Source organism: Vibrio sp. Vb339 (genome assembly GCF_902751245.1).
GTDB classification, from domain to species: Bacteria; Pseudomonadota; Gammaproteobacteria; order Enterobacterales; family Vibrionaceae; genus Vibrio; species Vibrio coralliirubri.
Window position 1 is genome coordinate 155,156 of the sequence record NZ_CADDIS010000006.1, and the last position, 23,616, is coordinate 178,771.

Genomic DNA, 23,616 nt, shown 5'->3' on the forward strand with positions numbered 1-23,616 from the left:
TCGTGTAGACGATCGAGCAAAGGCATTTTCAAGGATAAGGCAGGCATGCTTGAATCTTTTGAAACAAGAAATAGTTTTAAAGGCGGCATTAATCGTATACGAATGATGTGCGCGATGGATTAAAATAACCTCAAAAGAATGCTTGGAAGCCTTGTATGACAGGATTGTTCATGTGATTGCCGTGGGAAGAATACAATAGAAGGAATGCCTATCTGCGCAAGTCCTACGTGGATAGGTTTCGTAATATAACTCTGATTTATAGTCTTGTATAAACGTAGCTTTTATACAAGACAGCAGTGTTAACTAGAGAAATAGCAACGTCATTTTTATTACTATAATATGCGAGAAGTAAATGCTAAAGTACGACGATCAGAAGATGCCATCAGTAAGACTTTTAATCCCAGTAATTATTAAATTCCTTAGAGCGCAATTATATCGTTTTATATTTAGAGTTAAAGGTAACGTATTTTTCTGGGGTAGTAATAGTAAAATAATAGGTTCTGGTGCCAAACTATTTATTGGTCACATGTCCAAAGTAGAAAGTAATTGTGTGATACAAACAGATAGTTTGAATGGTATATATATTGGTGATAAATGCACTATAGGTGAAGGGACAATGATACGACCTTCAAGCTTTTATGGTGGAGTTAAAGGTTTTGGTTTTGAAATGCAAGATGGAAGTGCAATAGGCGTAAGATCATATATTGGATGTTCTGGAAGGATTACTATAGGAAAGAATGTAATAATAGGGCCAAACTTTACAGCTATAGCAGAAAATCATAATTATGATGGAAGTGGAGATATTAAAGAACAAGGAGTCAGTAATAAGGGAATTGATATAGAACCCAATGTCTGGGTCGGTTGCAATGTTACCATTTTAGATGGCGTTACGATTCAAAGCAATACAGTGGTTGCTGCCGGAAGTGTAATTACTAAAAGTTTCCCTGGTAATGTTTTGTTGGCTGGCATTCCTGCTAAAATCATCAAGAAATTATAATGATATTATTCGCGTATTTCTCTCTAGTATTTCTTTTTTTTGGCATTGCAAAGAGAAATATTTACTATGGGCAATTGTTCCTTATATACTCTTTTTCTATATTTATAATCTCAATCCGGTCAGAAAGCTATGGATTAGATATTGTCACGTATTATAAAATATTTTTGGGACATGAAAATACTCCAAGTGTTAATGAGCCGTTCCTGATATTAATTAATTCATTTCTGTCAATGATATCCAAGGAGTTTTTGTTTTTTTCTTTTGTTTATGCAATTATTCTTAATGTCGCTCTGTATAACTTTTATTCAAACAGAAGCTTTAAGATGGATAAAACCCAAACAGTGGCAATTTTATCCTCACTTATACTTATTTCTTCCTATACTTACTTTCAAGTAAACTTAAATATCTACAGGCAAGCGCTTGCTGTAATTATTCTATTGAATTTATTGAGTAGAACTGATAGATATATTTCTGGATTTATTTCGGTTTTATTTTGTGCGTTTATACATAAGGCCGCTATTATTGGGCTTGTTTATGTTGTGATAAGAAGATTGTTGAGTGTAAATCACTTAATCTTTGCCGTATTCATTAGTTTTTATTTTGTAATTGATGATACACTCTTCCTCTTCCTTATTGACTTATCTATGAAAGTATTTCCAGTATTAGAATATAGCCTTTCTGAATACAAACGTTTATACCTTGCATCCGAATTGTCGGCTTCAGGTATTAGTCAGCGTAATATATTTATCTATATACTAGTTCTAATTATTTATATTGATAAGGGTTTTTTATTAAGCTTATCTAGAAATAAATTGTATATAGTTAAAGTATTCTTAGTGACAGTTACTATGGCCAACATTTTTTATAATGTAGTATTGCTATATGATCGGGTATTGTTAGCTGCTAGTTTGATTTTCCCTTTGTTGCTATCTTGGTATACAATCTATCGGAAAAAGTTAGTTTATCTTTATCTTTTTGTTTTTATTCAATTGGTTTTCACTGTTTTCATATGGGGGCCAAGAAATTTTTTAGTTGATTTTAGGTTTATATTTGGTGGTTAAATGAAAAAAATTGCTTTATTTCATCCTGTAGATGATTTTTATGGCGCAAGTAAAATATTTTGCTATACGGTTGCTCAGCTTTCAAAAGAATACGTTTGTGACATTTACATCCCCTTTGATAACGGTTCTTTACGACAAATTATGAGTGGCATAGAGCATAATCCTAATAATTTAAAATTTATTAGTTTAGACTACTTACCTGTTACTCATAAATCAGCATTCACTCCTAGTGGCTTGTTAAATTGGATTCGGTATAATATTAAGTTTTACAATCACTTTAAAACTGATGGATTGTATCTTGAATATAGTTTTTTTTATATAAATACATTTGCACTTTTTTCTCTGTCTTTAATTTCACGCTTATTGAATATACCTAATGTAGTTCATTGTCATGAATACTTAGCTGATTCAATTATAGGTAAAGTAATAAAGACAACCGTTAATAAATACGCTACAAAACTGATAGCTGTATCTGATCATGTTTACTCTTATATTAATGAGAAGAATGGCAAGTCAACAGTTATACATAATGGTATACCTGATGTTTATCAAAAACCAGAAATGCCTGTTTTGAAAGAGTCGAAAAGACTCAACATTTCCTTCGTAGGTAGAGTAATGCCAGAAAAGGGGCATTGGTTTCTTATTGAAACTCTCAAATTAATGGATAAAGAATTGTTATCACATATACAAATAAACATATATGGTGACTCTCCTCCACTTCGACCGGAGCTTTACGATGAGTTTAAATCCATTGTTGATCACAGTGAATTATCAGATACAGTTATATTACATGGGCATTGTAAAAATGTAATGGAAATAATAGCGAACTGTGATTTAAGTTTGGTTCCTTCTTTAATGAAAGATCCATTTCCAACAACCGTATTAGAATCAATGAGCTTAGGTATTCCTGTTCTTACAACTAATCATGGCGGGGCAAAGGAAGTTGTTATAAATGAGTATAACGGTTTTTTAATTGAACCTAATAATACTGTGGTATTTTCAGAAACCTTAAAGGAAATTATAAAAGGGAAATATGACCTTAAAGAAATTGGGGTTAATGGAAGGAGGCAATATTTGAAAACTAGTTCAATCTCTGTTTATCAAGGAAAAGTGTCAGCTTTATGCTCTAGTTTAATTTAAGGTTAACTGTAGACGTATATTTTCGCTATAAGTTCTAAAGAATTAACGGCAAAGGAACTGCATGATCTAACATGAAGAGCACTGGCAGTTCGGCACTGTCTTTGATGAAGACTTGACATATATGTGTGGACGATCGTGCAGAGGCCTTTTCAAGGATCAGGCTGACTTGTTTTAACTTATTGAAAGTTTTAAAAGCGGTATTAATCGTAAAGGAAAGGTGTGCACGATGGATGAAACTACCTTAGTAAATTACTTGGAATTCTTTTATAACGGGAGATTACTGTGTTAGAAGCTTGGTATTAAGGTAGAGATATTTAATAATTTTACCGCGCACTGTTTATTTATGAATTGAGTATTGATAAATGATACAATATTTGGAAGTGTTTTATATATGAAGGTTTTAGTTTATGGTGAGTTTAGTGGCTATGGTAAATCGATAGCAAAAGGGCTCAGTGATAATGGGATTCAAAGTGATGTGTTTAGCGTAATTGGTGATGGATGGAAAGATATTCAAGGTGATTTTTCAATACGTAATGGCAATAAAGCTGCAAAGTTATTACAGTTATTAAAGTTCATTCCAAGAATATTGTCGTATGATCATATCTTGGTAGTAAATCCGATATTTATGGACTTCAAATACTTGGGGCCTTTGATACTATTTCTTGCAAGAATGAAAGGGATTAAACTCCATTTATTATGTTGTGGTGACGATTATGAATTTGTAAAACAAGGAAAAGCAGGTAGGCTGGGTGAGTGGCCATATATCGATATAGAATTACCAAGCAAGCAGTATTATTCCACTTTTTCAGATAGGATAATTCATAGATTGGTAGCAAGAAGTGTCGTAAATATAATCCCTACAATGTACGACTATGCTGAGGCTTGGCGTTTATCTAATTATTCTTGTAAAGTTAGAAGTACTGTTCCTCTGGCATGTGATGGGGAGCCTATCGAATGTATAAAGATTACTAAGAATAAATTAACAATTATGCATGGTATTAATCGTCCTGGATTCAAGGGGAGCGAAAAAATTATCAATGCCTTAAATCGATTAAAATCAGAATATCCTAACAGAGTAAATATAGTCCTCCCTGAAAAATTACCGTTAGTAGAATATTTGAAAGTTATGAAGGATGTTGATATAGCTATTGACCAAACGAAAGGGAATAGCTACGGAATGAATGCAATCTATAGTATGTTTAATGGTCAGATTGTTCTAGCGCCTGCTAATAAAAAGTTTGACGGTGACGTTGGGATAAAAAACAACCCTTTAGTGAAAATCTTTAATTGTGAGTCCAATATTTATAATAATTTGGAAGATTTAATTAAAAAGGAAAATTCTGAATTAGATAAAATTAAAGTGAAATCTATAAGCTATGCGTGTGAACTTCACTCGCCTAAAGTAGTTGCTTCCAAACTTTTGAAAATTATATGTGATAATTGATTTTAATTATATTATTTGTACTGGTAACCCAATCATTAAATACAAAACTGGACTTCTCAATTTTTCAGCAAAAAATAGGAAATGTTTCGCGATCTTGTAAGGTGATACGCTCACCTTGTAAATACAGGTTTGTCAGTATTTAGAGATTTAACCTAAAAAATGTCATAGCCGTAATCGATGGGTATAATAGTATTCATTAGGTAAGAATCAGACGCTGTTTTAGAAAGTGAAATGTCGGTTCGTTACTATATCAGTTCGAAAGAATTAACGGCAACGAGCTGCATGATTCGACATGGTCACAATAGATAATTGGGTCGATGTGCTGGCAGTTAGATATTGTATTTAATGAAGATGCTTGTCGAATATGCAGAGGGTAAGCTGGAGTAAAATTTGCTTTGGTGCGTCATATAGCTCTAAATTTACTCACAGCAGAAAATTATTTAAAGGTGGGATCAAGAGAAAGCAGAAGAAAGAAAATAAAATAACGTTTATCTTTTTCAAGCCCCCGCAAGATAAGGGGCTTCGCAATCTTGCTCTGGTGATTGCTTTTGTGTCACTTAAAAAAATAGGATATAGAAATCATGAAAGTAGCTGTCGTAGGAACAGTTGGCTTACCAGCCTGCTATGGCGGATGGGAAACGCTAGTTGAAAATTTAGTTAATTATGGTTCGGAGAATATAAAGTATACGGTATATTGCTCATCGAAAAACTACGAACACAAGCTGATAGATTATAATGGAGCTTCATTAATTTATTTGCCCATTAGTGCAAATGGTAAATCTAGTATTATATATGATGTGATTTCTTTGGTTCACACTTGGTTTACAAAACCTGATGTTGTACTCGTTCTTGGTGTTTCTGGGTGTGTATTTCTACCTTTCTATAAGCTTTTTAGTAACTCAAAAGTTATAGTTAATGTGGATGGGATTGAATGGAGGCGCGATAAATGGTCTGGTTTTGCTAAACGCTTTCTAAAGTTTTCAGAAAAAGTTGCTGTCAAGTATTCCGATGTGGTGTTATCTGATAATAAGGGTATACAGGAGTACTTAAATGAAGAATATGGGGTTGAAGCACAAGTTATCGCTTATGGTGGGGATCATGCAATTGTATCTAGTGTATCTGATAAAATGCGAGATTATTATTTTTCCGTTTGTCGCATTGAACCTGAAAATAATATTGAAATGATACTGACTGCATTCTCTCAAAGTAGCAAAAATATAAAAATCGTTGGAAACTGGAGTTCTAGTCAATATGGGGTGGTTTTGCGGGAGAAATTTTCCAAGTATGAAAATATCGAGATGATTGATCCTATCTATGATTTGTCTACCTTGTTTTCATATCGAGATAATTGCTGTGGGTATATTCATGGTCATTCAGTTGGAGGTACAAATCCTTCATTAGTTGAAATTATGCATTTTGGTAAAAATATATTTGCGTTTGATTGTAATTTCAATCGCTATACAACTGATAATCAAGCGTTATATTTCACAGGCGCGACCGATTTATTGGGATTATTAAATAGCACTGAGGTGAAGGCTAATAAAAAAATGATTGATATCGCTCGAAGGGAATATACTTGGGAGATAATTTCGGACAAGTATGAGTCTACCTATAGGTAATGATTATGAAAATATTACTTACAGGTAAAAGCGGCTTTCTTGGAGGCCACCTTTTAACAAAGTTGCATGAAAAAAAATATGATATTGTTTCTGTCGTACGTTCAAGAAATTTATCTGATGATAATTCAATATTAATCCCAAGCATTAATGGGGATACTAATTATTCGACTACGATGCTCAACTGTGAATGTGTAATACATTGTGCTGCTCGGGTTCACGTTATGAATGATTCAGTCATTAATCAGTTGGAAAAATACAGAGAAACGAATGCTCGAGGCACGATAAATTTGGCTCGCCAAGCGGCTATTGCTGGAGTAAAACGATTTGTTTATTTGAGTAGCATCAAAGTAAATGGAGAAAGTACTGAGCTCAATTCACCATATACTGCTGCTGACGAGCATTCGCCAGTAGATGGCTACGGTTTATCTAAGTCTGAAGCTGAGAATGCTCTTATAGCTGTAGGCAAAGAGACTGGAATGGATATTGTAATAATCAGGCCAACTTTAGTATATGGCCCTGGAGTTAAAGCTAATTTCGCTTCACTTTTGAATTTAGTATCAAAGGGTATTCCACTTCCATTTGGCTGTATTAACGACAACTATCGTAGTTTAGTGTCAGTGACTAATCTGGTTGATTTGATAATCACCTGTATTGAGCACCCAAAAGCCGCTAACCAAACTTTTTTAGTATCCGATGACCATGATGTATCAACTTCAGAGATGGTTTTAGAAATGGCTAAAGCTTTAGGTAAGCCGCAATGGCAAATACCTGTACCAAAATGGTGTTACCAATTAGTTGGAAAGCTATTTAGTAAGTCCGGTGTTGTGAATCGGTTGACTGGGTCTCTTCAAGTTGATATTAACCACACTAAAGAAACACTGAATTGGACACCGCCACAAAGCCTAGACGACGGGTTTAAAGAAACTGCACAAGCTTTTTTACAATCAAAACAGAATCAAAATTTATGATTAGACTACTAGATTTTTTAGCTGCCTTCTTTGGGCTTTTATTCCTTTGGCCGGTTTTGCTTATTGTTATTGCTATCGGTTTGTTGGATACAGGTTCTCCGATCTTTGTTCAAGATCGAGTTGGTCGTAATAAAAAACCATTTAAGCTGATAAAGTTTCGTACTATGTCAGTAGAAACCGAATCTGTTGCTAGTCATTTAGCTAACAATGCATCGATTACCAAGCTTGGGTCTTTTTTGCGTAAAACCAAAATTGATGAGCTCCCACAACTCATTAATGTGCTATTTGGCCAAATGAGCTTAGTTGGTCCTCGCCCGAATTTATTTAATCAGGAAGAGTTAATTAAAGAGCGAGATGCCCTTGGTGTTTATGACGTTTTGCCTGGAATTACGGGTTTAGCTCAAGTACAAAATATTGATATGTCTACACCAGAGTTATTAGCTCGAACAGATAAACAGATGATTGATACTTTATCGCTTAAAGATTACTTTAAATACATAATAATGACAGCTACAGGAAGTGGTAGTGGTGATGCGGTTAAGTAATCTCTTCTAACAGAACTGCCTATTGAGGAGAATCTTTGTGTCCCCTGAATTTTCTTAAATAATCAGAGCTTTAATGTATTCCCTGTCTCACCCCTGAGGCAGGTGTTCGTCTAAGATTCTCTTTTTGAGACTCAGCATAAACATCCTAATAAGACCGATTTTTGCACGATTGGGAATGCAATGACTCGATCTTTTACCTTGTTGATTTAAAAGAATTAAAATTTAATTTGGAAAGTTTGGTGAGGCGGGTTCCCTATTGTTCTCTTTAAAATCATCTTTTTAGACGTGGAGATCGTGCTCCATTGTCTCAAATTAGAAACCCTTTATTTCTTGCGGTTGGGCTCGAAATCAAAGGGAATATGAAATAGCGGCAATTGAAGGGGATCGATTGAAAGCGAACGCATATTTATACTCGTCGGGTGTAAAGAGGTGTTCTCTGCAATGATTGTGCAAAGGGTGTATGTTTAGCCCTAATTAATTATGCCGAGATAGTGGTCTTCGATTACGGCTCTGTCGTTAATATGTACGATAGAGGCCTCTGTATTTGCAGCGTAAGTTAAGCGCTCGTGTGCGCAACCGTATGAAACCAGTCTCAATATTTTGTGCCTAAGTTTTTAGTGGTTATTTGATTGAAAGTTGTAACGTCATTGTGCTTAATGTGTCCCATCGCTAGGATGGCTGTTTTGTGTCACTCATGAGGCGGATGAAGAAGAACGTGAGTCCAATCATAAACGTGAATGTATTGGTGATATTGTGTGGCATACTCAAGTCGAGATACAATGCTGCCCATACTGGGGTGAATGACTGAACCCAGACTTAAAGAAAACGAATGCGGTTTATCATCATTACCTCTATGGGTAATTGTTATTCATGCTTTGCTTGGCGGCATGATACCGATTTTAAATTGTGACCTAAACTCAGGCTGCTCAATGGCTTTATAAATTACTATTAATAATTAAGAATCATTTTATGCAACGTCTAAACTTTATATGGCAACTCTCTCGCGTGAAAAAGCGGGTGATAAGTGTCATGATGGATATTTTACTTATTATCTTTGGTCTTCATATGGCGTTATGGACAAGGCTAGGTGATTTTCAATTTTTGACTGATGGTGATAGTTTATTACTGATAAGCTTAACAGTGATGACAACGGTGGCTATTTTTACAAAAATAGGTCTGTATCGTGCCGTTCTTCGTTATCTTACCTTTCAAGCTTTGTTTGTGGTGACGGCCGGTGCGTTATTGTCGGCAGTGTCTCTGGCGGTATTTGCTTATTACCTACAAGAACCAATCCCTCGCACGGTGCCTGTTATTTACTGTGCTTATTTAGCATTGTTGTGTGGGGGCTCTCGTTTGGTGGTTCGCAATCTTGTCTCGACTACTTCACCTCTGAAAGATTCTCGTGAAGAAGTAGTGATTTACGGCGCGGGTTCTGGTGGTCGACAATTAGCCGTTGCACTTAGAGCATCTGATAACTACCGAGTACGCGCGTTTATTGACGAAGATAAAACGCTAACCAATACGATGATCTTAGGTTTGCCCGTTATTGCGTTAAACAGAGCGGAAGCTTTAATTGAAAAGCATGATGTTTCAAAAGTTTTGTTAGCAATACCTAGCGCTTCTCGCGCTCGTCGTAAGCAAGTGTTGGATTTGTTGGCACCACTACCAGTGGAAATTCAAACCGTGCCTGAAATGGCAGATATTGTGTCAGGTAAAGCGAAAATTGATGAGCTTACCGATGTGCCCATTGAAGATTTATTAGGTCGTGATGCCGTTACTCCCCAGCAAGCTCTGATGGAAGCTAACATCAAAGGTAAAGTGGTGATGGTGACCGGTGCTGGCGGCTCGATTGGTTCAGAGTTATGTCGTCAAATCTTAAAGCAACAACCTAAAACTTTAGTGCTATTTGAAGTCTCTGAATTTGGTTTATATCAAATCGATCGCGAACTTTCATTAGTGAAAGAAACCAAAGGTTATGATGTTGAGATTGTCCCGCTACTAGGCTCCGTTCAGCGTTCACATCGCTTAATAACCTCAATGCAATCCTTTGGTGTACAAACGGTGTATCACGCGGCGGCTTATAAACATGTCCCTCTTGTTGAGTATAATGTCGTGGAGGGCGTGCGTAACAATGTGTATGGCACTTACTACACAGCGAAAGCAGCCATTGACGCAGGGGTTGAATCTTTTGTGCTTGTCTCGACAGACAAAGCGGTGCGCCCAACCAACGTGATGGGCACCACTAAGCGTATGGCAGAGTTAGGCTTGCAAGCTTTAGCTGAGCAAGAAAGCCCAAAAGCCAACGGAACCCGCTTTTGCATGGTTCGCTTCGGTAATGTGCTTGGTTCTTCAGGCTCAGTAATTCCGCTGTTTAAGAAGCAGATTAAAGCGGGCGGCCCGTTAACGGTCACTCACCCGGACATTACTCGATTCTTTATGACAATTCCTGAAGCTGCGCAGCTCGTTATTCAAGCGGGTGCGATGGGTAAGGGGGGGGATGTATTCGTGCTTGATATGGGTGAATCAGTGAAAATCACAGACTTGGCTGAAAACTTGATTAAATTATCAGGTCTTTCCGTTAAGAACGAAGATAATCAGCACGGTGATATCGAGATTCAATTTTCCGGCTTACGCCCTGGTGAGAAATTGTATGAAGAGTTGTTGATTGGCGACAATGTTGAACGGACAGCTCATGAACGCATTATGACGGCGCAAGAAGTATTTTTGCCAATTAGTGAATATGAAGCGCTGCTTGAGTCTTTAGATTTTGCTTGTCATAACTTAGAACATGAGATGATTCGGCAATTACTTCTGGATGCGCCAACTGGGTTTAACCCAACCGACGGTATTGGCGATTTAGTTTGGAATGCGAGTCAAATGCAAGGGAGTCGGATTGAAAACTGATAGACAATTAGAAGGCCTTGTAATGTGATTACAAGGTTTTTGACAGTGTGAGTGTAAAACGAGTACTTGATTTTCTAAGTAACTAGAATAGTTAACTAAACACAAAATGACATTTTTTTTCACATCCGATCCGGCTACCTGCGACGTTTCTTGATCTTCCGCTACAGTTTTGACTGTAAACTGTAGTAAAATTACGCTAATTTGTTTTTATACCGATTTATTTTGAATTGAACGAGGTCAGTCCTATGTCAGCTAAGAAGCCAATGGCTCTAGTGATCCTTGACGGTTACGGTTACCGTGAAGACAACCAAGACAACGCTATCGCGAACGCTAAAACACCAGTATTAGACGGTCTTATTGCTAACCAACCTAACACGCTAATCTCGGCTTCTGGCTTAGATGTAGGCCTACCTGATGGCCAAATGGGTAACTCTGAAGTGGGTCACACCAACATCGGTGCGGGTCGCGTGGTATACCAAGATCTTACTCGTATTACTAAGTCAATTTCAGATGGCGAGTTTGGCCAAACTGAAACGCTAGTAAATGCTATTGATAAAGCGGTGAAAGCTGAGAAAGCAGTTCACATCATGGGCCTTATGTCTCCAGGTGGCGTTCACTCTCATGAAGATCATATCTACGCGGCTGTTGAAATGGCAGCAGAGCGTGGCGCAGAGAAAATCTACCTACACGCATTCCTAGACGGCCGTGATACACCGCCACGTAGTGCAGAAAACACACTTGCACGCTTCCAAGCGTTGTTCGCCAAGCTAGGCAAAGGCCGTGTGGCTTCGCTTATTGGTCGTTACTACGCAATGGACCGTGATAACAACTGGGATCGCGTTCAAGAATCTTACGACCTACTGACTCAAGCAAAAGCAGAGTTCACATTCGACACAGCAGTAGCTGGCCTAGAAGCGGCTTACGCTCGTGACGAAAACGATGAGTTCGTTAAAGCGACTGAAATCAAAGCAGAAGGCGAAGAGTCTGCCGCTATCGTTGATGGCGATGCGGTTATCTTCATGAACTACCGTGCCGACCGTGCTCGTGAAATCACACGTGCATTCGTGCCTGATTTCGATGGTTTTGCTCGTGACGTTTTCCCAGCGATCGATTTCGTGATGCTGACTCAATACGCTGCAGATATCCCACTTCTATGTGCATTCCCACCGGCTTCTCTAGAGAACACCTACGGTGAATGGCTATCGAAAGAAGGCAAAACGCAGCTACGTATCTCTGAAACAGAGAAATACGCGCACGTGACATTCTTCTTCAACGGCGGTAAAGAAGACGAGTTTGAAGGCGAAGAGCGTCAGCTGGTGGCTTCTCCAAAGGTAGCAACGTACGACCTACAGCCAGAAATGAGTGCGCCAGAGCTGACTGAAAAGCTTGTTGCTGCAATCAAAGGCGGCAAATACGACGCTATCGTTTGTAACTTCCCTAACTGTGACATGGTTGGCCACACTGGCGTTTACGATGCAGCAGTTAAAGCCGTAGAGTCGCTAGACGAATGTCTTGGCAAAGTGGTTGAAGCAATCAAAGAAGCCGATGGCCAACTGCTTATCACCGCTGACCACGGTAACGCGGAAATGATGGTAAACCCAGAAACGGGCGGTATCCACACTGCGCACACTAACCTACCAGTTCCACTTATCTACGTGGGCAGCAAGAACGTTGAGTTCAAAGAAGGCGGTAAACTGTCTGATTTAGCACCAACAATGCTTTCTCTATCTGGTATCGCAATCCCGTCAGAAATGTCAGGTGATGTGATCGTTAAGTAACTTTTAACTTTCATCGAATACTAGAACGGCTGCGCGTTAGTGTGGCCGTTTTTTTGTATCTAGAATTTGAGTATAGATGCGAGATACGGGTAAACGAGTAGCGAAAAGCGATAAAGCCAAAAACAGAAAGAGAATTCTTTCTTTGCCTTTCGCATCCTGAATCTCGTTGACTTGTTACCTTCTTATCCCGTCATTCCAGAATAGAGGAACGAAATATCTGGAATCTCATACCTCGTATTACTTGTCATATTTGCTGTTCAACATTAAGAGAGATTCCCTATCACGCTCGTGCCTCGCTGTAGGGAATAACGTAATGATAAGGGGCTGGTTCGGGATTCGAGTAACGTGCTTTTCGCATCTCGTCACTCGCTACTCTCATCTTTCTCTACAACCGAACGCTCAAAATCCAACAACCACTCTTTGCGGTTCATACCGCCGGTGTAGCCGGTTAATGTCCCATTTACGCCAATGACTCGATGGCAGGGAACAACAATACTAAAGGGGTTCTTGCCGTTCGCACCACCCACCGCTCTTACGGCTTTTGGGTTATCCATTCTTTTCGCTTGTTCACCGTAACTGATGGTTTCCCCATATGGAATTGTTGTTAAAGCTGCCCATGCATTGAGCTGAAAATCAGTGCCTTGTGGCTTTAAAGGTAAATCAAAGCTTGTACGTTTTCCTGCGAAGTATTCATCTAACTGTTTTGTCGCCAGTTGGCAAAGCTCATCTGGATTGCTAGTCATTAGCTCTTCGTGATTTATATGGTCAATTTCAATAAGCGTCACACCATTACTAACAATGATCATCTTGCCAATCGGTGCGTCATAAAGCATTTTGTAAGTGGTGTCTTCCATGCCATCTTCCTTTTTCTAGTCTCTTTCTGCTCTCAAGCTCTTCGAATATCGATACTCGAATCTCTCATCTGCTCTTATATCTTTTCGTATCCCGGTTACCCGAATCTCGCATCTGCTCTTATATCTTTTCGCATCCCGGTTACCCGAATCTCTCATCTGCTCTTATATCTTTTCGTATCCCGGTTACTCGCATCTCGTATCTTTTTTTATACGAAGTGCAAAGCAATACCCCGAAACACCGCCCATGATGTTCCCCAAGGCTAAGCCAATAAACAACCCTTCGACACCATCAATTTGGCTACCTATCCAAGCAAAGGGCAAGGTGAATACAAACAGGCGCATGAAGCTCCATTGAAAGGCTTTGAGCGGTTGGTGCATTGCATTCATGGCACTAATCAGCATCATCACGATACCTTGGAAGCCATAGCTAAATGGGACGACTAACAGGTAATGCCACAATATGCCTCGCACCGACTCTTCTTGAGAGAAAAGGGCGGCCAAAGGAATGCTCAGTGGCACCATCATTAAGAAAATCAAGCCTTGGAACATCACAGCAAAACGCATACTGAGGAACAGTGCCTTAAAGCTGCGTTGAGGGTTGTTTGCGCCAAAATTCTGCGCCATGAAAGGCGTAAGGGCCGAGGTCAAGGACATCAACACAATGATAAGAATGGATTCAATACGCTGGGCAGCACCATAAGCTGCTACAGCTTCGGTTCCTTGTTTGGCTAGCATCATCATGATAATGGCACCAGCAAGTGGATTCAGGGCATTTGAAAGGGCAGCGGGTGTGCCAATAGTGAGGATCTGTTTCCAGTCATCGATGATGTTTTTTAGTTTGGGCGGAGCAAGCAACTTTTCTCGTATGGTTAACACATACAGTGAGCCACACAACGCACCAAACCAACTGAATCCGCTAGCAATGGCTGCGCCTTGAATCCCTAATTCCGGGAAAGGCCCGTAACCGAAGATCAGCAGCGGGTCGAGAATGCCGTTAATAAGGCCGGCTAGCATCATGATCTTAGCGGGTGTTTTGGTGTCGCCACTCGCTCGTATTGCACTGTTGCCTGCCATCGGAATCACAAGTAGTGGTATCGCTAAATACCAGACCGACATGTATTCGGATATCAGTGGCAGTAACTCAGGTTCAGCACCTAACAGAGTAAACATAGGCTCTAGCGTGAAAAGCCCTAGTGTTGATGCAAAACCAACAAGCAGCACCGCAAGTAATAAACCGTGACAAGTAAAGCGAGCCGCATTTTGTGCGCAACCTTGACCGAGTAAACGCCCAATACACGTCGAAAGGCCGATGCCAATCCCCATGGTGATGCAGTTAATCGCAAAGGTGACAGGGAAGGTAAAGCTCACCGCTGCAAGGGCTTGCGTGCCGAGCAATGAGATAAAGAAGGTATCAACAAGGTTAAACATCAAGATCGCCACCATACCGAATATGGTCGGTATGGTCATGGTACGCAATGTACTCTCAATTGGGGCGGTTAATAGCCCGTGCTTATCTTGCATCTAAAACGCCGATTTAACTAGAATGTGGGTAGAATACAGTGAATTGAGAATAGTCTGAAGATCGCTTTCATAAAGTTTACAGATCATACAATACTAACGGTATTCGGTGTGATACGATCCTACCGTTATCAATTTAGATATTTTGAGAGATTTACAGTGAAGCAGCAGACAGAACCACAGCCGTACTCCCCGCAAATTCCACCGATACATATAACAAGCGATGATATTGATTTGAGAGAGCTTTTTAATGCTTTGTGGAACGGTAAATTAATTGTCATATTAGTTACTGCTTTCTTTACTGCTAGTAGTATTGGGTTTGCTTTGTTAGCTCAAGAATGGTGGTCTTCTAATGCTAAAATCACAGCAGCGCAACCTCAAGATTTAGCTGCATATCAACAGCAAGTGAGGCAGTTTCAACCTGTTTTCGATATCTATCAAGAGGATGGCACAGTCCTTGTCAGTCAAGAGTTAGATGGTTTGGCTGATTCTGAGGTGTTGTTCCAACGCTTTGTGAATGTCTTTAATTCAACTAATAATAAGAGATCTTTTTTAGGTAGTAGTGTTGATTTTCAAGAATTTAAAAACTCGATAGATGTTGGCACATCTGATATGGAAGCTGATGAAGTTAGAGCCTTATATGCTGAGTGGTTTGACAGATTTTCGGCTTCTAAAGTCGCTCAAACGGATCGTAATTCACCATATATTATTAGCTTTCAAACAGCGTCTAAGGAAAGTAGTTTCGACTTGTTAACAGCTTATATTTTTACTACAGAATTAAAAGTTCATGAAGATGCATTTAATAACCTACGAGCTGTCGTGAATGGCAAGCGCAATGAGTTAATTCAACAAAAACGAATTTTAGAAAGTCAGGCAAACAATCAGTTGTTAGTTGAAACTGAACGAACAAAATATGCAGCCCAAATAGCCAAGTCTGCAGGAGTAGAAAAACCTATTCAAAATGGCAATGAAAATGAACTGTTTAGCATTAGTTTAGGTTCTAAGGGCTTAGATGCAAAAATTAAAGCTTTAGAATCAGTTAAAAACCTAAGTGTTATTGAACCTCGCCTACAACAGATTAATGCAAAGTTAGATATGCTAAACAACCTTGAAATCGATCGTACTGTAGAGTTTCAGACATTCCGTTATTTAGAAAGTGTTGAGCAGCCGATAACTCGAGATAAACCTAAGCGTGCTTTGATTGTCGCTCTTGGTACATTACTAGGTGGTATGTTGGGTGTAGCGATAGTTCTCATACGATTTGCGTTTAGAAAAGAAGATTAAGTTTCAAGTGGCTAGTGTGACTCACTAGCCATTTTTCTTTTTACATCCATTGTTGTTTGAGTTTCCTCACAAAAAGTCTCTTTCCCCCTTGGGTTCTTCCACATCGCCCCAACATATTGGGTAACCCCATGCCAATCGTGGCAACTATCAAATTAAATGGAAATTATCAGGAGATACGACCGATGAATATCCGTCCTCTACACGACCGAGTTATCGTTGAGCGCCAAGAAGTTGAATCTAAATCTGCTGGTGGCATCGTTCTAACTGGTTCTGCCGCTGAAAAATCAACTCGCGGTACAATTCTAGCTGTTGGCAAAGGCCGCATTCTAGAAAACGGTTCAGTACAACCATTGGACGTTAAAGTTGGCGACACTGTTATCTTTGCTGAAGGCTACGGCACTAAGTCTGAAAAAATCGACGGCAAAGAAGTTCTGATCATGTCTGAAAACGACATCATGGCGATCGTTGAGTAATCCACACTCCGACCATAATCAGATAGCTTTCATTTTCGATAGAACCTAAATGTCATTCCCCTACAGCGAGGCACGAGCGAGATAGGGAATCTGAAGCAGCTAATGATGAGAGAATACTGAATTTTCTCATTGTTGCTCCTCAGAATGATGAAGATGAAAGCCAACAACAAACAAGAATTTAAAGGAAATAAAGATGGCTGCTAAAGACGTTAAATTTGGTAACGACGCACGTATTAAAATGCTAGAAGGTGTAAACGTTCTGGCTGACGCGGTAAAAGTAACGCTAGGTCCTAAAGGCCGTAACGTTGTTCTAGACAAATCATTTGGCGCACCAACGATCACTAAAGATGGTGTTTCTGTTGCACGTGAAATCGAACTTGAAGACAAGTTCCAAAACATGGGCGCACAAATGGTTAAAGAAGTGGCTTCGCAAGCGAATGACGCGGCGGGCGACGGTACTACTACAGCAACAGTTCTTGCTCAAGCAATCATCACTGAAGGCCTAAAAGCCGTTGCTGCTGGTATGAACCCAATGGATCTTAAGCGCGGCATCGACAAAGCAGTTATCGCAGCGGTTGAAGAGCTAAAAGGCCTTTCTGTTCCATGTTCTGATACTAAAGCTATCGCTCAAGTAGGTACTATCTCTGCGAACTCTGATTCGACAGTAGGTAACATCATTGCTGAAGCGATGGAAAAAGTAGGTCGTGATGGCGTAATTACGGTTGAAGAAGGTCAGGCTCTGCAAGACGAGCTAGACGTAGTTGAAGGTATGCAGTTCGACCGCGGTTACCTGTCTCCTTACTTCATCAACAACCAAGAAGCCGGTTCTGTTGATCTAGAAAGCCCATTTATTCTTCTAATCGACAAGAAAGTTTCGAACATCCGTGAACTTCTTCCGACTCTAGAAGCGGTTGCTAAGGCATCTCGTCCACTTCTTATCATTGCTGAAGATGTAGAAGGCGAAGCGCTAGCAACTCTTGTTGTGAACAACATGCGTGGCATCGTTAAAGTAGCGGCTGTTAAAGCACCTGGTTTCGGCGACCGTCGTAAATCTATGCTGCAAGACATCGCTATCCTAACGGGTGGCACGGTTATCTCTGAAGAGATCGGCCTAGACCTTGAGAAAGTAACGCTAGAAGACCTAGGTCAAGCTAAGCGTATTACGATCACTAAAGAAAACTCAACCATCATCGATGGTGCGGGTAATGAAGAGATGATCAAAGGTCGTGTATCTCAAATTCGTCAACAAATCGAAGATGCAACGTCTGACTACGACAAAGAAAAACTTCAAGAGCGTGTAGCTAAACTAGCTGGCGGTGTTGCAGTAATCAAAGTAGGCGCTGCGACTGAAGTTGAGATGAAAGAGAAGAAAGACCGCGTTGAAGATGCACTTCACGCAACTCGCGCTGCAGTTGAAGAAGGTGTGGTTGCTGGTGGTGGTGTTGCACTTATCCGCGCTGCCTCTAAAGTTGCTGGCCTTGAAGGCGACAACGAAGAGCAAAATGTAGGTATCCGCGTTGCACTACGTGCAATGGAAGCGCCTATTCGTCAAATCACTAAGAACGCAGGTGATGAAGAGTCTGTTGTTGCTAACAACGTTCGTGCTGGCGAAGGTAACTACGGTTACAACGCGGCTACGGGTGAATACGGCGACATGATTGCAATGGGTATCCTAGATCCAACTAAGGTAACTCGTTCTGCACTTCAGTTCGCTGCATCAGTTGCTGGTCTTATGATCACGACAGAAGCGATGATCACAGACAAGCCTCAAGATGCGTCTGCTGCTATGCCTGATATGGGTGGCATGGGCGGTATGGGTGGCATGGGCGGTATGATGTAATCATCCCCCTTTCTCGTAACAGAGAGAGCCATACATAAGCTTTAGAAAACGGAGACCTCGGTCTCCGTTTTTTTATGTTTTGAAATCGTTATCCCCTACAGCGAGGCACGGGCGTGATAGGGAATCCGCTTTAGCTATCAGCATTTGAGGGTGTTGTGTTCTGAGATTCCAGATACTTCGTCCCTCAGTTCTGGAATGACGGTTGTTATTGTCTAAGCTATTTTGTGTATCGTCATTCCCTACATCGAGGCACGAGTATGATAGGGAATCTGCTTTGCCTATAAGCATTTGAGGGTGTTGTGTTCTGAGGTTCCAGATACTTCGTCCCTCAGTTCTGGAATGACGGTTGTTATTGCTTGAGTGATTTTGTGTCTCGTCATTCCCTACAGCGAGGTACGAGCGTGATAGGGAATCTTTACAACCTTCAAATAGAAACATGGGCCTAGATCGCTACTCTTACCTCTCACCGTATCCCTTTCTTTATATTGCTCTTTATGATTTAGCAGCTTATATTCAACAGTACAGTTATGACATTGATTTAACATGGATAGCTGTTTAATAAAGGACAATAAATGCTTGATTAAAAATGGATTAATCAAGTGAACAATAAGTCAGTGGAGACTCCCCCAATGAAAAAACTACTTTCAGTACTTGCTGTGTCTGCAGCAGTAATGGCACCAGCGGCATTCGCTTCTTCGCCTGTTATGTTTTCAACAATTAATGGCTTCAACGCACCTGATTCAGATGCGGTTGGCGGTGTGCGTTTGGCTCTGCTTCACGGACAAGTAAACGACCTTAAAGGTGTCGATCTTGCCGTTGTTGGTATGTCTGAGACGCAAACGACCACAGGTGTGAACCTTGGTATTTTTGGTGCATCAAAAGTGAACCAAGAAATGACCGGTGCATCTCTAGGTTTCTTCAACTGGAATACGGGTAAAACAACCGGTGTTAACCTTGGTGCTGTGAACATTACTAATGATGTGAAAGGCGCGAACGTGAGTTTCGTCAACTACTCAGAAGGTAACACTATGGTTGATGTTGGTGCCGCGAACCTTTCAGAAGTGTCTACGGTTCAGGTTGGTATCTTCAACAAAACCAACAAAATCGAAGGCGTACAGGTTGGTCTGATCAACTGTGCTGACAACGGTTTCTTCCCGTGCTTCCCGATTGTAAACTTTGCTAAATAACGCTGTCGTTTAGCCTTTGGTTCTACCATTGGCGAGCAACGTTCAGTTAGTGCATTAGCTTTTAAACGCTAAGCCTATCAACGCCTAAACCCTTGTTTGGGCGTTATTACATTCAATTCCACTTCTACGATAAACTTTTCAAATTACCCAATAAGCATGTTGTTTTATATTTGTTGTTGCGATGTTTAAATTTATAAGTACAATGTGCGATAAATTCCTAATGATGATTTATATGCTTTGATTAACCACCATACCGTCGATTTTAAAAAGGCTTTCTTAGGCCTGACCGCCAGTTTTTTAGTAGTTTTGAGCTTGTTGCTCGTTGATTCAGCGGAAGAATCAGATAAACAGTATGGAATGGAAAACCAAGGCGTGACGCGCTCTTTAGCGGAGCTCACACAGATCATAAATGCGCTTGAGTACAACATCACTGCGCTTTATCCACTGCATGGGGATACCTACGTATTCTCGCATGACAAAAAGATCGAAGGTGAGACGTGCTACTTCACCAGTGAGGAGCAACATGCCCCTCGTTTTGATTTTATGTTCTCTGGCCCTCGCGAGATGTGCAACCCGAAATCGGACCTTTATACTGAAGCGGGTAAGCGCCTGTTCATCGCGCCGACCATGGCTTATTTTGCTAATACCATCGATACCATTTCTGCGATTTATTTCATTTCAAAAGAGAAGTTCATTATCTCTTCGCCTTCTGACTTTGCCAGTTACATTAAGGGCGATACCTTTGATTCGGTTGTAAATAGCAGGCCTTATTGGGTGAATACGATTCGCTTTGGCTTAGCTCAAGGGCAAGACCAAGTGGTGTATACCGGCCAATATGATGACTACCTTACTGGTCAGAAAGTGGTGACCTTAACCAAAGGAATCTACGTCAATGGTGAGTTTAAAGGGGTATTAGGTGTCGATGGCTATGTATCTAACCTAGTATCGAATCCTACCCATGGCTACAAAGTCACCAGTACGCGAGGCGCAAACAAATATGGGTTTATGGACTTTACCTATTCCAAGCCTCTGTACGTTGACGACATTGACACCCAGCTATATCTGAGTATTGAAGAAGATAAGAGCGAGCACTTTCTGCATGTGTTGGAGATGGAGAAGATTCAGCTTTCGATACTGTTGGTTTTGTATCTGCTCTCGGTTTTATGGCTATGGCGCTTCTATACAAGACAAGAGCACCAGCGTCTAAATGACCTTGCAATGCGCGACCCATTAACGGGCTTGCTGAATCGACGTGGTTTTGAGGCTCGATTACTGGCCCAGGATGAGGAGCCGATTATTGGTGTTGGCGTGTTTGATATTGATGATTTCAAAGTCGTTAATGATCAGCATGGCCATAAAGTTGGGGATGAGGTGATTTGCCATGTTGCTCGGTTGATGCTGAACAGCGTTAGGCAGCAAGATATCGTGGCTCGATTTGGTGGCGAAGAGTTTGTTGTTGCGATTACGGGTGAGTCGTCGGAGTTACTTTCATCGATCTTTGAGCGAATTCAAAACGACATCAGCCTGCAGAGTTATCGATGCCCTACGGGTGACAAGATTAGTATTTCTGTGTCTGGCGGCGCGACGCTTTACTCTTTGTATAAGTTCGATAGTGTCGGGCACTTGTGGGAAAACCAGAGTATTCGTTCGTCTGATGAGCAGCTCTATAAGGCAAAGGCTGCGGGTAAGAATCAGGTGTGTATTCAGGTGTATTAAGCGCTTTGGTAAAAACTCAAAGCCTAGTCGTTTGACTAGGCTTCTTTTTTTGTCTCTAAGGAATTGTGTCTAGTAGATCTCATTCAAGGTGAGAGGCTACTTCTTCACGCGACCTTTTCTCATCCACTTTTGGTGAACGCCACGGCGTAGGCTTTGGAAGCTGTTTTCCACTTTATCGACACCAAGCAGAATCACTAGCGCCATTAGCGTAATAATGACCGACTGGGAAAGGTGACCAAGTGCGATCATCATACCTAATGCAGCGAGCACCCAGATAATCGCGGCTGAAGTGACACCATGAATCTTTCCATCCAGAGTCATCATTACCCCAGCGCCAAGGAAACCAACCCCAGTAATGATCTGACCAAGCACACGAGCTTGATCGAGCGTGTTAGGGGAAAGGCTAATCGCCATAGTAAGGAAGAAATAGGTACCACTGATGATCAGAATCGATGTCCTGATCCCTACTGGTTTACCGCGTGTTTGTCGCTCGATACCGATTAACGAACCACACAGCATACATACTGCAAGGCCTGCCCAGCTAAAGGGGGCAAGGTTGAGAGTTTGTTCTATAAATTGTGTCATATCACCCCTCCTAAAAATTTAGAATAGAGCCGAGTATGCTAATAATAGACCGGACGATCGAACAAAAACTTTTTGTCTTAACGATTGATAAAGGTGACGTAAAGTCTAGCAGCCGTCTGTTGTTAAGGTGAAGACAGGTGTCGTGGTCTCCGTCGCTTCTTGGTACTCAAGGTAGCAGTTATCAGCCTGATTTTTTCGGCTCGAAGGCGCATAAAGAATAATGCCATCGTTCGCGTCAGTGTTGGTAAAGAACCAGTCAGCTCTGCCCGTATCTCAAACTGCATCCAAGAACGTGGATTCGATAAGCATTGACCAAGTTTGATCGTTCATCGCTGCAGGGTAACCGTAAGCGACCAATATATCGTCACCCTCAACATTCACTGACGCACTCGCTGCTTTATCTAAGCCTAATGCCGATGTCTTACCATAAAGCATAGCACTTGCACCCTCCATTCCGCCTTTGAGGCCATTTAATGTAGAGATGCGCGCATCAGTTTGAAGGTTGAGGAACTTAGAAGCTGCGGTGACTGACACAATACCTAGAATCACGATCACCACGACCAGCTCGATGATGGTGAAACCTTTTGAGCTGAACTTAAGCGCTGGTTGAGATGTGATTGCTGGTGGATCAATTGAGGTATTGTGTTTCATTGATACAACTTCTCTATTCAATGTGTAGGTCGAGTGGTGTTTTGCTGCTGCGTCCACCAATCTCACGGGTTAACTTAGGTACTAGGTAGCCAGAGACCTCAGAGATTAACTCCTTAAAGTGATGCTTCGCTTCTTCATCTGAAATATAGAAATGAGCAGCGCCCTGAACCTTATCAAGTACATGCATATAGTAAGGTAAAATGCCGGCATCGAATAGCTTTTCGCTTAATTCTTTCAATGAGTTAGCGCTGTTATTTACACCTTTAAGCATCACACCTTGGTTGAGCAGAGTTGCACCACTTAACTTAAGCTTGTGGAAGGCTTGTTTGAGCTCTAGGTTGATTTCGTTGGCATGGTTAATATGGCTCACCATCACCACATTAAGGCGAGTTTGAGCTAACAATTGGCACAATTCATCTGTTACTCGAGCGGGAATTACAACCGGTAATCGGCTATGAATTCGAACGGTTTTCACATGTGGGATTTGTTCGATAGCATGAATCAGCCACTCTAGTTCGCTATCTTTTGCCATCAGTGGATCGCCACCCGACAAGATAACTTCGTTGATCTCTGAGTGAGCAGCCACATAGTCTAGGCTGGTTTGCCAAACAGACTTCGAGCCCTTGTTATCTTGATAAGGGAAGTGACGACGGAAGCAGTAGCGGCAGTTAATTGCGCAACCGCCTTTTACAATCATCAATGCTCGATTTTTATATTTGTGCAGTAAGCCCGGAATTGCGTTCTCTTGCTCTTCCAGTGGATCAGCAGAATAGCCTTGGTGTACCTCAAACTCTTCGCTTAGCGGTAAAACCTGTCGTAGCAATGGATCGTGTGGGTTGCCTTTTTCCATTCGTTCGACAAAGCTAAGAGGTACCCGAAGTGCAAATAACTCACGAGCAGCAAAGCCTGCTTGCCACGGTGTTGGGTCTATTTCCAATGCCTCAAGCAGTTTTGTCGGGTCAGAGATCGCATTCGATAGTTGTTTGAGCCAGTTTTGCTCAACAGATTCGACTTTTCGGGTTATGATATGCGGCATTGAAATTAACTCAAAG

At 40.8% G+C, this 23,616-nt stretch carries 18 protein-coding genes and 1 pseudogene; 14 read left to right on the forward strand and 5 right to left on the reverse strand.

What is annotated here, in order from left to right; all coding sequences use genetic code 11:
- The first annotated feature begins 376 nt into the window (after window positions 1-376).
- The 9 genes from HRQ85_RS26410 (at window position 377) to gpmM (ending at window position 12,456) form a co-directional block, all read left to right on the forward strand.
- Window positions 377-997, forward strand: coding sequence for an acyltransferase (locus HRQ85_RS26410; protein WP_216655518.1), 621 nt, complete (start codon window positions 377-379; stop codon window positions 995-997).
- Window positions 997-2,058 carry an EpsG family protein gene (locus tag HRQ85_RS21345; protein ID WP_172380555.1) on the forward strand — a complete coding sequence of 354 codons (1,062 nt, stop codon included), beginning with the start codon at window positions 997-999 and terminating at the stop codon, window positions 2,056-2,058. Before HRQ85_RS26410 ends, HRQ85_RS21345 begins: the two co-directional genes overlap by 1 nt.
- The gene (locus tag HRQ85_RS21350) at window positions 2,059-3,198 is read left to right on the forward strand and encodes a glycosyltransferase family 4 protein (protein WP_172380556.1); all 1,140 of its coding nucleotides are present in this window, start codon (window positions 2,059-2,061) and stop codon (window positions 3,196-3,198) included. It abuts the gene before it with no gap.
- Between the two features lie 391 nt (window positions 3,199-3,589).
- Complete coding sequence (locus HRQ85_RS21355; protein ID WP_172380557.1) at window positions 3,590-4,642, forward strand: hypothetical protein; 1,053 nt, start codon at window positions 3,590-3,592, stop codon at window positions 4,640-4,642.
- A gap of 581 nt (window positions 4,643-5,223) precedes the next feature.
- Entirely contained in the window at window positions 5,224-6,261 is a 1,038-nt protein-coding gene (locus HRQ85_RS21360) for a DUF1972 domain-containing protein (RefSeq protein ID WP_367646141.1), read from the forward strand.
- A complete protein-coding gene (locus HRQ85_RS21365; RefSeq protein ID WP_444823275.1) occupies window positions 6,261-7,229 on the forward strand; it encodes a UDP-glucose 4-epimerase family protein in 969 nt (322 codons plus the stop codon). Before HRQ85_RS21360 ends, HRQ85_RS21365 begins: the two co-directional genes overlap by 1 nt.
- Window positions 7,226-7,774, forward strand: a complete 549-nt coding sequence (locus tag HRQ85_RS21370; protein WP_172380559.1) for a sugar transferase — start codon at window positions 7,226-7,228, stop codon at window positions 7,772-7,774. Before HRQ85_RS21365 ends, HRQ85_RS21370 begins: the two co-directional genes overlap by 4 nt.
- 969 nt (window positions 7,775-8,743) lie before the next feature.
- Window positions 8,744-10,678 (forward strand): polysaccharide biosynthesis protein, encoded by a 1,935-nt coding sequence (locus HRQ85_RS21375; RefSeq protein WP_172380560.1) that lies wholly within the window; start codon window positions 8,744-8,746, stop codon window positions 10,676-10,678.
- Window positions 10,679-10,923: 245 nt separating this feature from the next.
- Complete coding sequence (gpmM, locus tag HRQ85_RS21380) at window positions 10,924-12,456, forward strand: 2,3-bisphosphoglycerate-independent phosphoglycerate mutase (RefSeq protein ID WP_172380561.1); 1,533 nt, start codon at window positions 10,924-10,926, stop codon at window positions 12,454-12,456.
- 362 nt (window positions 12,457-12,818) lie between these two features.
- On the opposite strand, the gene HRQ85_RS21385 is transcribed toward gpmM, so the two are convergent.
- Window positions 12,819-13,310 (reverse strand): methylated-DNA--[protein]-cysteine S-methyltransferase, encoded by a 492-nt coding sequence (locus HRQ85_RS21385; protein ID WP_172380562.1) that lies wholly within the window; start codon window positions 13,308-13,310, stop codon window positions 12,819-12,821.
- Window positions 13,311-13,493: 183 nt separating this feature from the next.
- Entirely contained in the window at window positions 13,494-14,831 is a 1,338-nt protein-coding gene (locus tag HRQ85_RS21390) for an MATE family efflux transporter (RefSeq protein ID WP_172380563.1), read from the reverse strand.
- A gap of 156 nt (window positions 14,832-14,987) precedes the next feature.
- On the opposite strand from HRQ85_RS21390, the gene HRQ85_RS21395 reads away from it, so the two are divergent.
- From HRQ85_RS21395 to HRQ85_RS21415, 5 genes are all read left to right on the forward strand, one after another.
- Window positions 14,988-16,112 (forward strand): LPS O-antigen chain length determinant protein WzzB, encoded by a 1,125-nt coding sequence (locus HRQ85_RS21395; protein WP_172380564.1) that lies wholly within the window; start codon window positions 14,988-14,990, stop codon window positions 16,110-16,112.
- Window positions 16,113-16,294: 182 nt separating this feature from the next.
- On the forward strand, window positions 16,295-16,585 hold the full coding sequence (locus tag HRQ85_RS21400) for a co-chaperone GroES (RefSeq protein ID WP_017061289.1): 291 nt from the start codon (window positions 16,295-16,297) through the stop codon (window positions 16,583-16,585).
- 193 nt (window positions 16,586-16,778) lie between these two features.
- A complete protein-coding gene (gene groL / locus HRQ85_RS21405) occupies window positions 16,779-18,425 on the forward strand; it encodes a chaperonin GroEL (RefSeq protein WP_172380565.1) in 1,647 nt (548 codons plus the stop codon).
- Window positions 18,426-19,054: 629 nt separating this feature from the next.
- The gene (locus HRQ85_RS21410; RefSeq protein WP_017068001.1) at window positions 19,055-19,612 is read left to right on the forward strand and encodes a VC2662 family protein; all 558 of its coding nucleotides are present in this window, start codon (window positions 19,055-19,057) and stop codon (window positions 19,610-19,612) included.
- A gap of 237 nt (window positions 19,613-19,849) precedes the next feature.
- Window positions 19,850-21,328 (forward strand): sensor domain-containing diguanylate cyclase, encoded by a 1,479-nt coding sequence (locus HRQ85_RS21415; protein WP_122082575.1) that lies wholly within the window; start codon window positions 19,850-19,852, stop codon window positions 21,326-21,328.
- A 96-nt stretch (window positions 21,329-21,424) separates the two neighbouring features.
- Here the strand turns inward: HRQ85_RS21415 and HRQ85_RS21420 are convergent, their stop codons facing one another.
- The 3 genes and pseudogenes from HRQ85_RS21420 to epmB all read right to left on the reverse strand — a co-directional run bounded on the left by HRQ85_RS21420 (window position 21,425) and on the right by epmB (window position 23,600).
- Window positions 21,425-21,913 (reverse strand): MgtC/SapB family protein, encoded by a 489-nt coding sequence (locus HRQ85_RS21420; protein WP_048607785.1) that lies wholly within the window; start codon window positions 21,911-21,913, stop codon window positions 21,425-21,427.
- Between the two features lie 105 nt (window positions 21,914-22,018).
- Window positions 22,019-22,564 (reverse strand): annotated as a pseudogene (locus HRQ85_RS21425) (prepilin-type N-terminal cleavage/methylation domain-containing protein).
- A gap of 13 nt (window positions 22,565-22,577) precedes the next feature.
- A complete protein-coding gene (epmB, locus tag HRQ85_RS21430) occupies window positions 22,578-23,600 on the reverse strand; it encodes an EF-P beta-lysylation protein EpmB (protein ID WP_172380566.1) in 1,023 nt (340 codons plus the stop codon).
- Window positions 23,601-23,616: the final 16 nt, after the last annotated feature.